The sequence below is a fragment of the Comamonas thiooxydans genome (assembly GCF_002157685.2).
Lineage (GTDB): Bacteria > Pseudomonadota > Gammaproteobacteria > Burkholderiales > Burkholderiaceae_C > Comamonas > Comamonas testosteroni_H.
On sequence record NZ_AP026738.1, the window covers coordinates 1427382 to 1441729 of the forward strand.

Sequence of the window (14348 nt, forward strand, 5' to 3'; positions counted from 1 at the left end):
AGGACCGCCTATGCCTACCTGCCTGTCTGCCTGTCTTCTCACGCCGCCTCCGCTGGCACCTGTGCGAACCATTGCCTGGAGCCGGCCCCTGGTATGGCTGTCCAGAGCCTTGCAGGACATTTCTAACGCTCCGTTAATCAGTCTGGCGCATGGTCTGGCCTTGATCCTGATCGGTGCGGCAATCCTGACCCTGGGGCACAATCGCTTCTGGTTGATGGCAGGGGCCTTGTCGGGCTTTCTGGTGGTGGGGCCTCTGGTGGCCACCAGCCTCTACGCTATCAGCCGGGCTGTCGAACGCGGTGAGGTGGCAGACTGGGGTCTGATCCGCCGCACCTGGACGCAGTGGCAGAGCTGCCATGCCACGGGCCGGGGAGGGTACTGGTGCATGGTCAGGTTCGGTGCCTTGCTGGCGCTGGCCGCCACGGGCTGGGTGCTGATTTCGGCATCGCTGATCACCGTGATGTCGCCCGTGCGCGTGCAGACCCTGCAGGATTTCATTGCGCATGTGGTGCTGGCCAGGGATGGTCAGCTGTTTGTGCAATGGATGGCTTTGGGCAGCTTTCTGGCTGCTCCGATTTTTGCGTCCAGCGTGGTGGCCATGCCGCTGATGCTGGACAGGCGAGTGACCGTGCGCCAGGCCGTGTTGACCAGTTGGTCCGTGGTGCTGGCCAACCCTGGCCCTATGGCCTTGTGGGCGGCGCTGATTGTGATGTTGACTTTGCTGGGCCTTGGCAGCTATCTGCTGGGGCTGGTGGTTGTGATGCCCCTGCTGGGCCATGCCAGCTGGCACGCCTATCGAGACCTGGTGGATGCTTCTGCATTCCCCGCCAGGGATGACGCGATGGTGCCTGCCGTCTGAGCGCTGCGCGACCAGGGCCTGGCAAAGGCTGTAAGGACCTGGTTGTCGTGATATTCGGATATACGGAAGAACAGCTTGCCCACTTTTTCCTGACCTGGGGTGTGGGCGCCTTCATCTTGTTCATGGTGTTCATCATCCTGCAACTGGCGCGTCAATCCAAGGCAGGCAAGTTCGGCACCTTTGTGATCTTTCTGGGCCTGGGCGTTGGCTTTGTGGGCTATCTCGCCAAGATCATCATCCAGTGGTGGATCGAGAGCCGCTGAGCTGCGCCACGAGCTGTGCCATGGGGCGCTGACCGGCTCGGTACAGCGGCAAGGCCAGCCCCGTAGTGAGGATCTCGCCCCCTTTCCGAAGAGAAGGGGGGGAAGAAGCGATGTCTCGGTGGGTTAACCCGGTTTCACCTGTGCGCGCTTGAGCACTTTTTGCCAGCGGTTCTGCTCGGTGGCGATGAACTGGGCAAACTGCTCCGGCGTGCTGCCAATGGGCTCGGCTGCGTCGCCCTGCAGGCGCTTGAGCGCATCGGGTGCCTTGACGGCCTTTGCGCATTCTGCGGCCAGCTTGTCCACATGGGCGCGAGGCAGGCTGGAAGGGGCCAGCATGCCGTACCACTGGGTCATCTCGAAGCCCGGAAAGCCCTGCTCGGCCACCGTGGGCACATCGGGTAGCTGTGGCAGGCGCTTGGTCGAGCCGGTGGCGATGCAGCGCACCTTGCCGGCCTTGATGAAGGGCAGCAGCGCGGCGGCGCCGACCGAGGCCGCATCAAGACGGCCCGAGAGCAGGTCGGTCATCATGGGGCCGGTGCCGCGATAGGGCACATGGAGCATGAAGATGTCGGCCGTCATTTTCAGGTATTCGAATGCCAGATGACCCGCGCTGCCGTTGCCGGCCGAGCCATAGCTGAGCTTGCCGGGGTTCTTCTTGGCATAGGCCACCAGATCGGCAATGTTCTTGACAGGCAGATCGGGGTGCACCACATAGAGGCTTGGCACCTTGGCCAGCAGGCTCACGGGCACAAAGTCCTTTTTCGGATCCCAGGGCAGCTTGTCAAAAATATAGGGGTTGACGGCCAGCGTGCCGATATGGCCGAGGATGACCGTGCTCTGGTCATCGGCGCGAGCCACTTCCTGCATGGCGATATTGCCCGCGGCGCCGGGCTTGTTGTCCACGAATACGTTCTGGCCTATGGTCTTGGACAGCTCTGCGGCGGTGGAGCGGGCCACGATTTCAGAGCTGCCACCGGGCGCAAACGGCACGACGAAGCGAATCGGGCGGTTGGGCCAGCTGTCATCGGCAGCGCGGGCCATGCCAGGCAGCAGGCTGCTGCAGGCCAGGGCTCCGGCGCCGGTCAGCAGATGGCGACGCGAGATGCTCAGAATTTCGCGGGTGGACTTGTCGAAGGTGGATGCCATGTTGTCTCCGTTGCTTTTGGCTTTATGCGGCTGAGAGATTGCCTCTCAGGCCATGGTTGCAACTGTGGCTGTCAAATCGCTGTCAAACCTGGTACAGCAGGACTATCCAGGCATCAGGATTGTCCTCATAGGGTTTGCTCTAGAACTGCTCAGTCCTGGTCCATCCGGACCAACTCGTCGGCTGCCGTGATCCCGCAACGCACCGCGCCTTCGAGCGTCGCCGGGTAGGGCCCGCTCACATAGTCGCCGCAAGCCCAGAGGCCATGGCCCAGCTCCATGCCCGGGCGCTTCACGCCGGGTCTGCAGGCAAATGTGGCGCGCTTTTCAACCACGGTCAGCACAGCTTGAATGTCCTGCCAGCCCAGCTGTTGACGGGCTTGTTTCAGCACCTGTTGCTCCAGGGTTTCGCGGTCCGTGCGGCAGTCGCTGACGACAAAAGCCATCAGACCTTGCTGGACGGTATCGGAGGATTGCAGGTGCCCGCGGTCAAACACAAACTGGGCCGGTGCCTGCTCGTCCGGTTGCAGTGCCAGCCAGGGCAGCCCGGCTGCAAGGCGATGGCTGGTGCGCGCATAGACCGTGGCAATGGCCGTGTGCTCCAGCGCCTGAGCAGTCTGTGCCCAGTGCTGGTAATGCACGCCGTCGCGTGCGGGAAGTCGCTGGTCTTCGGCAGCCAGCAGGGCCAGGCGAGCTGCTTCCTGAGGTGGGCAGGCCAGCAGCACGGCATCGAAGCGCAATTGCTCAAGCGCTGGTGTCAGTGCCGCATTGGATGCACGCAGCAGCCATTGCCGGCCATGGGGAATCAGCTCCTGAATCCGGCTGGCCGTATGCACCGCATGGGCGCGGCCTTGCAGCCATTGCGCAGCCGGGACCGGAAAAAGATCGCCCAGGCCGCAGCGCGGCACCAGAAAGTGCGAGCCGCCAGAGCCCGCAAACAGCGCATCATGCAGCACGCGCAGGAAGATGCTGCCACTTGCCTTCACAGCGGGCAGGTTGAGGGCCGATACACACAGAGGCTCGATGAATTCGTCGAGCAGGCGCCTTGGCAGACCGCAGCAGATATCGGCAACGGTTGCAGCCTCTGTGCAGCGAAAGCCCTGAACGCGCCAGCGCAGGGCGCGCCCAAGCAGGGCGGCACGTTCGCGCAGCGACCAGCCGCTGGCTGTGGCAATGCCGATCAAGGCGTCCAGCGGCGCCGGCAGGTCGGGGAAGGACAGGCCGCTGCCATCGGCGTAACGCATGGCCAGTGGCCTGCGCAGCAAGCCATGCTCTGGCGCTACGCCCACGACCCGCATGAGCCGCAGGCATTCGGCATAGGCTCCGATCAGAATATGTTGGCCGTTGTCGGCGATGGTGCCGCCCGGCAGTTCCAGATTGCGGGCCCGACCACCGAGCTGGCGGCCGGCCTCGAAAACCGTGGGCTGATGGCCGTCTAGCGAGAGCTGTACTGCGGCAGCCATGCCGGCCCAGCCGCCACCGATGATGGCAACTTGCATGGCGCGCTTACATGCGGCCCAGTGCCTGCATCTTCCAGACCAGCCAGAACTTGCGCAGCGGCGTGAGGCTGATGCGCTGGTGCAGCACCTGGAAGTTTTCGGACTCGATTTCGCGCAGCAGGGTGCGATAGATGCTCGCCATCATCAGACCGGGCTTTTGTGCGTGACGATCGGCATCGGGCAGCAGGCCCAGTGCCTTGTCATACAGGCTGTGGGCGCGCTCGGCCTGAAAGCGCATCAGGGCCGTGAAGCGTTCCGAGTACTCACGCTTGTTGATCTCGTGGGCCTTGACGTCGAACTGCTGCAACTCGCTGATGGGCAGGTAGATACGACCGCGCATGGCGTCTTCGCCCACATCGCGGATGATATTGGTCAGCTGCAGGGCCTGGCCCAGCGTGTGGGCGTATTCGGTGGTGCGCTCCTCGGTCTGGCCGAAGATGCGGGCAGCGACTTCGCCGACCACGCCGGCGACCAGGTGGCAGTAGCGCTCCAGACCGGCAAAGTCCAGGTAGCGGGTCTGATCCAGATCCATCTGGCAGCCTTCGATGACGGCCAGCAGATGGCGCTCTTCGATGCCATAGGTCTTGGCGTGGGGCATCAGTGCCTGCATCACCGGATGAGCGGACTGGCTGGTGAATGCCCTGTGCACCTCGGTCTTCCACCATGCCAGCTTGGTGGCTGCCACGCCGGGGTCCGTGACCTCGTCGACCACGTCATCCACTTCGCGGCAGAAGGCATAGAAAGCCGTGATGGCGGCGCGGCGCTCCTTGGGCAAGAAGAGAAAGGCGTAATAGAAGCTGCTGCCCGAAGAGGCGGCTTTGTCTTGGACGTACTGATCCGGATTCATAGGGGGAGCATTGTCCCATGACGCGGGCTGTTGGCCGACACAACAGTGAAATGCGCGGCATGCGCTTGGTCAGGCTTCAAATTCAATAGCGCCTTACATAGGCCCATCAGGGGATAGGGGTATCTTTTGCTCACATGCGCACGGCTTGCCAGAGCATGGCGACCATGTCGAGCTTGCCCAGTTTGATGCGCTGATAGAGGTTGCGCCCCTGCATGGCGTCCAGTCTGTCCAGAATGCGCAGACCGCCTTGCACGACCAGGCGCAGCTCCCAGCCCGTGCGGCCGGGCAACTGATGCACCAGCGGCGCACCATGGTTCATCAGGCTGCGGGCCTGGCGGTTGAGCTCGCCCAGCAGGGACTGCAGCTCGGGCGTCAATGCCGCTGCGTCCGGCCGGATCGCGCTTCGTGCAATGCCGTGGCGGGCCAGATCGGCATCCGGCAGGTAATGGCGCTGGCGCGGCAAGTCCTGGCTCAGGTCCTGCCAGAAGTTGATGAGCTGCAGGGCGGTGCAGATGGCGTCGCTCTGAATCAGTGCCTTGGCGTTGACCACGCCATACAGATGCAGCAGCAGGCGGCCGACAGGGTTGGCCGAGCGGCGGCAGTAGTCCAGCAACTGGGCCATGTCGTTATAGCGGGTCTGGGCGGCCGTCATGCGCACATCCTGCTCGAAGGCGCTGAGCAGGTCGGCCAGCAAGGGCTTGGGCAGACCATGGGCCTGAACCTGGACTGCCAGCGGGCCAAAGATATGCGGCCAGGCGGTACGCATCAGCATGGCGGCTTCGCCGGCGCTGCCCAGCTGCTGCAAATCGGCGCCATATTGCTGCAGCTGTGCGAGGCGCTGCCCGGCGCCGTGCTGGCCCTCGTCGGCCAGGTCGTCGGCGGTGCGCGCAAAGTGGTAGATGGCGGCAATGGGCGCACGCAGGCGCGGCGGGCACAACCAGGAGGCGACGGGAAAGTTTTCGTAATGGTTGATGCCGGCCGGCGCATTGGCGGCGGGGCTCGCTGAGGGCATATGGTTCACGCCACGTATTGTGGACCGGGTGGACTTGCCGGCTGGCGACAGCCCATAAAAAGACGGCGCAAAAGCGCACGTGCGTGCACAATCAGCGCTGACTTTGGTGCAGCGGCCTGTCCGGCGGCTGCGCTTTTCCTATTTTTACAAGCCCAGAACACCATGGCTGTTTCGTCTTCTCGTCGTTTTGCAATGTTGTCTTTGCCGCGCCGGCCTGCCGCGCCCTTGGTTGCACTGTCCATCGTGGCAGCTGCGGCCATGTTGTCGGCCTGCTCCAAGAAAGAGGCTGCGCCCGAGCCGGTGCGCGCGGTCAAGCTGGTGACCGTGGGTGAGGGGCAGATCGAGTCTGCCCAGGAATATTCTGGCGATGTGCGGGCCCGTGTCGAGTCTCGCCTCGGCTTTCGTGTGGCGGGCAAGATCACCAGGCGTGAAGTGGAACTGGGCCAGCATGTGAAGGCTGGACAGGTACTGGCGCGCCTGGATGCGCGTGACTATCAGCTCAGTGCCGATGCCGCGCGCGCCCAGCTTGCCTCGGCCACCACGCAGCGCGATCTGGCCGAGGCCAATGCCAAGCGTTTTCGCACGCTGCGCGCCCAGAACTTCATCAGCGCTGCAGAGATGGAGCGCTACGAGGCCAATCTGAAGGCAGCCCAGGCCTCGCTCGATCAGGCCCGCGCCCAGCTCTCGAGCCAGTCCAATCAGGAGAACTACACCCAGTTGCTGGCCGATGCCGATGGCGTGGTCACCAGCGTGGAGGCCGAGCCCGGTCAGGTGGTTGCTGCCGGCACACCCGTGGTGCGGATTGCCCAGGATGGCGCGCGCGATGCGGTATTCAGCGTGCCGGAAGACCGGCGCAGCGCCATCAAGCCTGGCCAGGGTGTGAAGGTGAGGCCCTGGTCGGATGAGTCGCGCGTGATCAACGCCCAGGTGCGTGAGGTGGCGGCCAGCGCAGACCCGGCCACACGCACCTATGTGGTCAAGGCCGCCCTGCAGGGAACGGACCTGCCGGCACTGGGCGCCACCGTGCAAGTCATGCCCGAGGGCATGGGCGTGAGCCGCGAAGCCGTAGGCAGCCAGGTCATCAAGCTGCCAACCACGGCCTTGCGCCAGGAGGGTGGCAACGGTCAGGGTACGGCCGTCTGGCTGTACGACGCGGCCAGCAGCTCGGTGAAGCTGCAGCCGGTGCAGATTGCCAGCGCCGACGGTAACGAGGCGGTGATTGCCTCGGGCCTGCAACCCGGCATGCAGGTGGTGGCCACAGGCGCCCATGTGCTGACCCCTGGTCAGAAGGTGACGGTGTATCGCGATAAATACGCCAAGCCGGTGCAGAATTCTGAGTCAGATCAGGCTGGAACGCAGGTAAATAAAGCGCAGAATGCTCCTGAGTCTGGAGCGTCTCAGCCTGCGGTGGCTGGGGAGGCGGGCAAATGAGCGGCACTGGACACAAAAAGACCGGTGGTGCGCATTTCAATTTGTCTCGCTGGGCCCTCGATCATGTGGCGCTGACACGCTATTTCATTGTCGTGCTGATGCTGCTGGGCTTTACGGCCTTTTTTCAGCTGGGCCAGGACGAGGATCCTCCGTTCACCTTCCGTGCCATGGTCATTCGCACCTACTGGCCTGGTGCGACTGCCGAGCAGGTGGCTCAGCAGGTGACGGACAAGATCGAACGCACGCTGCAGGAAGTCCCTTATGCCGACAAGATCAGCAGCTACTCCAAGCCCGGCGAGTCGCAGGTCATCTTCCAGGTCAAGGACTACTCGCCCCCCAAGGAGGTGCCGCAGCTCTGGTATACGGTGCGCAAGAAAGTGGGGGATATGCGCTACACCCTGCCGCAGGGTGTGCAGGGGCCGTTTTTCAACGACGATTTCGGTGATGTCTATGGCGTGATCTATGCGCTGCAGGCCAAGGGCTTCAGCTATGCCGAGCTCAAGACCCTGGCCGACGATGTGCGTCAGCAACTGCTGCAGGTGCCCGATGTGGCCAAGGTCGAGCAGTTCGGCGTGCAGGACGAAAAGGTCTATGTGGAGCTGTCGCACCGCGCCACGCAGATGGGGCTGAACCTCAAGCAGGTGCTTGATCAGCTCAACCAGCAAAATGCCGTGGCATCGGCCGGTACCTTGCAGACGCCTGCCGAAACCATTGTGTTGCGTGTGCAAGGCCAGTTCAACGATCTGGAGCAACTGCGTGCCATGCCCATCATCGGTCAGGGCGGGGCGCAGTTCAGACTTGGCGATATCGCCGAGGTGCACCGCGGCTATGCCGATCCGGCCAATGTCATGGTGCGCTTCCAGGGCGAGCCTACGGTGGCGCTGGGAGTGTCCATGGTCAAGGGCGGCGACATCATTGCCCTGGGCAAGGCGTTGACCGAGGCCACGGATCGCATCGCCAAAAGCCTGCCCGTGGGCGTGACGCTCAGCAATATGCAGAACCAGCCCAAGGCGGTGGCGGATTCGGTTAGCGAGTTTCTCCAGGTGCTGGTCGAGGCGGTGGTCGTGGTGCTTGCCGTGAGCTTTCTGAGCCTGGGCCTGCACAAGCGCCCGGGCCAGCATCCGCTGTGGAAGCGCTGGTATATCGACCCGCGCCCCGGACTGGTGGTCGGCATCACCATTCCGCTGGTGCTCGCCGCAACCTTCCTGGCCATGTGGTACTGGGATATCGGTCTGCACAAGGTATCGCTGGGTTCGCTCATCATTGCGCTGGGTTTGCTGGTGGACGACGCCATCATTGCCGTGGAGATGATGGTGCGCAAGATGGAGGAAGGCTACGACAAGTACCGTGCCGCCACCTTTGCCTATGAAATCACCTCCAAGCCCATGCTGACCGGCACGCTGATCACGGCAGCGGGCTTTCTGCCCATCGGCATGGCCAAGTCCATGACGGGTGAATACACCTTCGCCATCTTCGCGGTGACGGTGATTGCGCTGGTGCTCAGCTGGTTTGCCTCGGTGTACTTCGTACCCTATCTGGGCCTGCTGCTGCTCAAGAAGCCGCCGCATGCCGCCAAGCTGCCGCCCGAAGTGGCATCCGGTGAGGTGTCTGCCGAAGAAGCAGGCATCAACACCAATGCAGGTGAGCATGAGCTGTTCGATACGCCGTTCTACAACCGCTTTCGCCGCATGGTGAACTGGTGTGTGCAGCACCGCTGGCTGACGATCGGCGCGACGGTGCTGGTGTTCGTGCTGGGTCTGGCGGGCATGGGCAAGGTGCAGCAGCAGTTCTTCCCAGATTCCAGTCGCCCCGAAGTGCTGGTCGATATATGGTTCCCCGAGGGCACTTCCTTGCAGGCCAACAAGGAGGTGACGCTGCGCGTGGAAAAGCGCTTTTTGCAGCTTGACGGAGTGGAGTCCGTCAGCGAGTGGATAGGCTCTGGAGCACCGCGCTTCTATCTGCCGCTGGACCAGGTTTTTCCGCAGAACAACGTCTCCCAGTTCATTCTGGTGGCCAAAGACCTGAAGGCACGCGAGGAAATCCGCAAACAGTTGCCGGCGCTGATGGCTGAGGAATTCCCCGAGGTGCGGGCGCGCTCCAAGCTGCTGCCCAACGGGCCTCCCGTGCAATATCCGGTGCAGTTCCGTGTCATGGGCTCGGACCCCGCCAAGCTGCGCACCTACGCCGATGAAGTCAAGGCGCTCATGCAGGCCAATGCCGATATGCGTGGCGTGAACGACAACTGGAACGAGTCCGTCAAGGTCATCCGCCTGCAGGTCGATCAGGACAAGGCGCGTGCCCTGGGTGTGACCAGCCAGTCGATCGCCGACGCCACGGGCATGAACTTCAGCGGCACCACCGTGGGGCAGTTCCGTGAAGGCGACAAGCTGATCGATATCGTGATGCGCCCGCCCAAGCAGGACCGCGATGCCATTACCGATATCGCGGGTGTCTATGTCACCACGGCAAACGGGCAGTCCATTCCGCTCACGCAGATTGCCAAGCCCGTCATGGTCTGGGAGCCGGGCGTGATGTGGCGCGAAAAGCGCAACTTCGCGATTACCGTTCAAGGCGATGTGCGCGAAGGCCTGCAAGGTGCAACGCTGACCAACGAGCTGTTGCCGCAGCTGCGCAAGATGGAGGCTGGCTGGCATGCTGCGGGCGACACCGGCTATCGGATCGAAGTGGCCGGTGCCGTGGAGGAAAGTTCCAAGGGGTCGGGGGCCATCGTGGCAGGAGTCCCGGTGCTGCTTTTCCTGACTTTCACCCTGCTTATGTTGCAGCTGCGCAGCGTCAGCCGTTCGCTGCTGGTCTTTATCACCGGCCCGCTGGGCATCCCTGGTGTGGCTGCGGCCTTGCTGCTGCTGAATCGCCCCTTTGGCTTTGTGGCTCTGCTGGGCGTTGTGGCCTTGATGGGCATGATTCAGCGCAATTCGGTCATCCTGATCGATCAGATCGAGAGCGGACGTGCCCAGGGCGTGCCGGCATGGGATGCGATTGTGGAAGCTGCCGTGCATCGCCTGCGCCCCATCGTGCTGACTGCAGCGGCTGCCGTACTGGCCATGATTCCGCTGTCGCGCAGCGTGTTCTGGGGCCCCATGGCTGTGGCCATCATGGGCGGTCTGATTGTGGCGACCGTGCTGACCCTGCTGGCCTTGCCCGCCATGTATGCGGCGGCTTTCCGCATCAGAAAGGAAACGGCCTGAGCCTGTTCTGAAAGAAAGACAGCCAATTTTGCGGCTAGAATCTGCGTCTTGACCTCAGTAAGCGTAAATTTGCGCATTGCTGACCGCGCGGGTGGCGAAATTGGTAGACGCACCAGGTTTAGGTCCTGACGGTGGCAACACCGTGCCGGTTCGAGTCCGGCTCCGCGCACCAGACATTGGCAGTCCCTGCCGCCTCCAGCCCGTAACCCCAAGCCGTTACGGGCTTTTTCTTTTCCTGCCCCTGCTTTGCAGGCGCGGCGTCAGCTTTTAAGGCAAACCCCTGTAGGGCGATGGCGGAGCCTGCGCAGCGCCTCGTTATAATGGTCGGCTTCGCCTGTTCCTGATTTGAACAAATGCCTGGCGCCAGACGCTGGGGCAAATGACCGGGGCAGGCTCTGGAAATTTGTGGTGCCGCATGTCGTTGGGTATGCGCGCACTGTGACTTTGCGCAATACGGTGCGGGTTGCCTGGCAATCTGCACGGTCCTCATCCCTCTTAGGAAAAATCATGGCCGTTAACGTTGAAACTCTTGAAAAGCTCGAGCGCAAGATCACGCTGAGCGTGCCCCTGTCTGCGATCCAGTCTGAAGTTGATGCTCGCCTGAAGAAGGTGGCGCGCACCGTGAAGATGGACGGCTTCCGTCCTGGCAAGGTGCCCATGAGCGTTGTGGCTCAGCGTTATGGCTACTCCGTGCAATACGAAGTGCTGAACGACAAGGTGGGCGAGGCTTTTGCCGCTGCCGTGAACGAAGCTGATCTGCGCGTTGCCGGTCAGCCCAAGATCACCGAGAAGGAAGGCGCTCCCGAAGGCGAAGCACAATTCGATGCCGTGTTTGAAGTCATGCCCGAAGTCAAGATCGGCGATCTGACTGCAGCCGAAGTGGAAAAGCTGTCCACCAGCGTGGACGACGCAGCCATCGACAAGACCGTGGACATTCTGCGCAAGCAGCGTCGCACCTTCACCGAGCGCGCTGCCGGTGAAGCAGCCGTGGACGGTGACCGCGTGACCGTGGACTTCGAAGGCAAGATCGACGGCGAGACTTTCTCCGGCGGCAAGGCTGAAGACTTCCAGTTCCTGGTCGGCGAAGGCCAGATGCTCAAGGAATTCGAAGACGCAACCCGCGGCATGAAGGCTGGCGAGTCCAAGACTTTCCCCCTGGCCTTCCCCGCTGACTACCACGGTGCCGATGTGGCTGGCAAGACTGCCGACTTCCTGGTGACCGTCAAGAAGGTGGAAGCTCCCAACCTGCCCGAAGTGAACGAAGAATTCGTCAAGACTCTGGGTGTGGACGGCGGCTCTGTTGAGGCCCTGCGCGACGACATCAAGAAGAACCTGGAGCGCGAAGTGAAGTTCCGCGTTCAAGGCCGCAACAAGCAAGCCGTGATGGACGCCCTGGTGTCCGTGGCCGAGCTGGATCTGCCCAAGGCTTCCGTGCAAGCTGAAGTGGGTCGCCTGCTGGAAGGTGCGCGCGCCGAACTGGAGCAGCGCGGCATCAAGGACGCAGCCAAGGCTGAAATCCCTGAAGACATCTTCCTGCCCCAAGCCGAGCGTCGCGTGCGCTTGGGTCTGGTGGTGGCCGAGCTGGTCAAGACCAACAACCTCCAAGCCACTGCCGAGCAGATCAAGGCTCATGTGGAAGAGCTGGCATCCAGCTACGAGAAGCCCGAAGACGTGGTGCGCTGGTACTTCGGCGACCGCAACCGTCTGGCTGAAGTGGAAGCCGTTGTGATCGAAAACAACGTGACCGAGTTCGTGCTGGGCAAGGCCAAGGTGACCGACAAGGCCGTTTCTTTCGACGAACTGATGGGTCAAGCCTAAGGGCTGGATCTTTTATCGGTGCTTGCCCTAGGCAAGTTCCGATAACTTGAATTGCGGGGCTTGTGCTTTTGCGCGCAAGCCCCATTTTCTTTTCAGAATGCGGCTACAGTAGGCGCATAGCACTGGAGAAAACATGAGCGCATTGGATACATTGGGTTTGGGCATGGTGCCCATGGTCATTGAACAGTCGGGTCGCGGTGAGCGCTCCTATGATATTTATTCGCGTCTGCTCAAGGAGCGCGTGATTTTCCTGGTGGGCGAGGTTAACGATCAGACCGCCAACCTGGTGGTAGCCCAGTTGTTGTTCCTGGAAAGCGAAAATCCTGACAAGGACATTTCCTTCTATATCAACTCCCCCGGCGGCAGTGTGACGGCAGGCATGGCGATTTTTGACACCATGAACTTCATCAAGCCTGATGTCTCGACGCTGTGCACCGGCATGGCGGCGAGCATGGGTGCTTTCCTGCTGTCGGCCGGAGCAAAGGGCAAGCGCTATGCACTGCCCAATGCCCAGGTCATGATTCACCAGCCTCTGGGCGGTGCACGTGGTCAGGCGACCGAAATCGAAATTCATGCCCGCGAAATCATCAAGACCCGCGAGCGCCTGAACAAAATACTCGCCGAGCGTACCGGTCAGCCCCTGGAAAAGATTCAGAACGACACCGAGCGTGACTATTTCCTTTCCGCCGATGAGGCTAAGGAATACGGCCTGGTTGACCAGGTAATCAGCAAGCGTTCCTGAAATGCATAGCACCGAGCCCCATGTCTGATTGGGCTTGCGGGTGCTAGCAATGAAAAACCTGGGAGCAGCTGACTGGCTCCCGGGACTTGCTCGGCGGCGTTTGTCCCTGATGGCCTACGCCGCCTTGTCTTTGGTTATCATTAATTTTCGTTTTTTCGTAACGAGGCACAGCCCCCATGGCCGATAAAAAAGGCTCTTCCACCGAAAAGAATTTGTATTGCACCTTCTGCGGCAAAAGCCAGCACGAGGTCAAGAAGCTGATCGCCGGCCCGTCCGTGTTCATCTGCGACGAGTGCATCGACTTGTGCAATGAGATCATTCGCGACGAACAGCCTGCCGTCGATGCCAAGGAAGGTCGCGGCGATCTGCCGACGCCCGCCGAAATCAAGGTCAATCTCGACAACTATGTGATCGGTCAGGAGCAGGCCAAGCGTACGCTGGCCGTGGCGGTCTACAACCACTACAAGCGCCTGAATCACAAGGACAAGGCCGGCAAGGACGATGTGGAGCTCAGCAAGAGCAATATCTTGCTGATCGGTCCCACAGGTTCGGGCAAAACCTTGCTGGCTCAAACGCTGGCGCGTCAGCTCAACGTGCCATTCGTGATGGCCGATGCCACCACGCTGACCGAGGCTGGCTATGTGGGCGAGGACGTCGAGAACATCATTCAGAAACTGCTGCAAAGCTGTGAGTACGACGTCGAGCGTGCTCAGCGTGGCATTGTCTACATCGATGAAATCGACAAGATCTCCCGGAAGTCTGACAACCCCAGCATCACGCGTGACGTATCGGGCGAGGGCGTGCAGCAGGCGCTGCTCAAGCTGATCGAAGGCACGATGGCCAGCATTCCGCCACAGGGCGGGCGCAAGCATCCGAACCAGGACTTTCTGCAGATCGACACCACCAATATCCTGTTCATCTGCAGCGGCGCGTTCGCGGGACTGGAAAAAGTCATCGAAAACCGCACCGAGGCTTCGGGCATAGGCTTTGGCGCTACCGTCAAGAGCAAGAAGCAGCGCTCCATCTCGGAGATGTTCCTCGAGATCGAGCCTGAGGATCTGATCAAGTTCGGCATCATCCCCGAGCTGGTGGGGCGTATGCCCGTGGTGACGGCGCTGGCCGAACTCAGCGAAGACGCACTGGTACAGATCCTGACCGAGCCCAAGAATGCGCTGGTCAAGCAGTACAGCAAGCTGCTGGCCATGGAGGGTGTGGAGTTGGAGATCCGCCCCGCGGCCTTGAAGGCGATCGCCCGCAAGGCCCTGGCTCGCAAGACCGGTGCCCGCGGCCTGCGCTCCATCGTCGAGCAGGCACTGATCAGCACCATGTTCGAGTTGCCGACCGCCGAGAATGTGGAAAAGGTAGTGGTGGAGGAAGCTACCATTGAAGACGGCAAGGAGCCGCTGCTGGTTTACCGCGAAGCGGCCAAAAAGGCCTGATACTGTGCTTGCGTGCAAGGCGGGCCCTCCAATGGGCCCGCGTTGTAGCCTGCGGCTGAAAGGCAATGCCCCTGGGGCGGCAAAAACAA

At 61.8% G+C, this 14348-nt stretch carries 11 protein-coding genes and 1 tRNA gene; 8 read left to right on the plus strand and 4 right to left on the minus strand.

All coding sequences use genetic code 11. The features are described from left to right. The first annotated feature begins 10 nt into the window (after window positions 1–10). Both CTR2_RS06495 and CTR2_RS06500 read left to right on the plus strand, forming a co-directional pair. Window positions 11–859, plus strand: coding sequence for a DUF2189 domain-containing protein (locus CTR2_RS06495; RefSeq protein ID WP_087086058.1), 849 nt, complete (start codon window positions 11–13; stop codon window positions 857–859). Between the two features lie 47 nt (window positions 860–906). Beyond that, window positions 907–1122: a DUF2788 domain-containing protein gene (locus CTR2_RS06500; RefSeq protein WP_003068886.1), complete on the plus strand. Its 216-nt coding sequence runs from the start codon at window positions 907–909 to the stop codon at window positions 1120–1122. Window positions 1123–1245: 123 nt separating this feature from the next. Here CTR2_RS06500 and CTR2_RS06505 read toward each other — a convergent pair whose 3' ends face one another. The 4 genes from CTR2_RS06505 to hpnC form a co-directional block, all read right to left on the minus strand. Then, complete coding sequence (locus CTR2_RS06505) at window positions 1246–2268, minus strand: Bug family tripartite tricarboxylate transporter substrate binding protein (protein ID WP_087086057.1); 1023 nt, start codon at window positions 2266–2268, stop codon at window positions 1246–1248. Between the two features lie 149 nt (window positions 2269–2417). After that, on the minus strand, window positions 2418–3764 hold the full coding sequence (hpnE, locus tag CTR2_RS06510; RefSeq protein WP_087086056.1) for a hydroxysqualene dehydroxylase HpnE: 1347 nt from the start codon (window positions 3762–3764) through the stop codon (window positions 2418–2420). A 7-nt stretch (window positions 3765–3771) separates the two neighbouring features. After that, the gene (gene hpnD / locus CTR2_RS06515) at window positions 3772–4611 is read right to left on the minus strand and encodes a presqualene diphosphate synthase HpnD (RefSeq protein ID WP_087086055.1); all 840 of its coding nucleotides are present in this window, start codon (window positions 4609–4611) and stop codon (window positions 3772–3774) included. Window positions 4612–4741: 130 nt separating this feature from the next. Next, complete coding sequence (gene hpnC / locus CTR2_RS06520) at window positions 4742–5623, minus strand: squalene synthase HpnC (protein WP_087086054.1); 882 nt, start codon at window positions 5621–5623, stop codon at window positions 4742–4744. A gap of 192 nt (window positions 5624–5815) precedes the next feature. On the opposite strand from hpnC, the gene CTR2_RS06525 reads away from it, so the two are divergent. From CTR2_RS06525 to clpX, 6 genes are all read left to right on the plus strand, one after another. After that, the gene (locus tag CTR2_RS06525) at window positions 5816–7054 is read left to right on the plus strand and encodes an efflux RND transporter periplasmic adaptor subunit (RefSeq protein ID WP_087086053.1); all 1239 of its coding nucleotides are present in this window, start codon (window positions 5816–5818) and stop codon (window positions 7052–7054) included. Next, window positions 7051–10260, plus strand: a complete 3210-nt coding sequence (locus tag CTR2_RS06530; RefSeq protein ID WP_087086052.1) for an efflux RND transporter permease subunit — start codon at window positions 7051–7053, stop codon at window positions 10258–10260. Before CTR2_RS06525 ends, CTR2_RS06530 begins: the two co-directional genes overlap by 4 nt. Before the next feature lie 85 nt (window positions 10261–10345). Further along, a tRNA-Leu gene (locus CTR2_RS06535) sits at window positions 10346–10432 on the plus strand. A gap of 335 nt (window positions 10433–10767) precedes the next feature. Further along, on the plus strand, window positions 10768–12078 hold the full coding sequence (gene tig / locus CTR2_RS06540; RefSeq protein ID WP_003068908.1) for a trigger factor: 1311 nt from the start codon (window positions 10768–10770) through the stop codon (window positions 12076–12078). 133 nt (window positions 12079–12211) lie between these two features. Beyond that, window positions 12212–12820, plus strand: a complete 609-nt coding sequence (gene clpP / locus CTR2_RS06545) for an ATP-dependent Clp endopeptidase proteolytic subunit ClpP (protein WP_003068910.1) — start codon at window positions 12212–12214, stop codon at window positions 12818–12820. A 176-nt stretch (window positions 12821–12996) separates the two neighbouring features. Then, complete coding sequence (clpX, locus tag CTR2_RS06550; protein WP_087086051.1) at window positions 12997–14259, plus strand: ATP-dependent Clp protease ATP-binding subunit ClpX; 1263 nt, start codon at window positions 12997–12999, stop codon at window positions 14257–14259. Window positions 14260–14348: the final 89 nt, after the last annotated feature.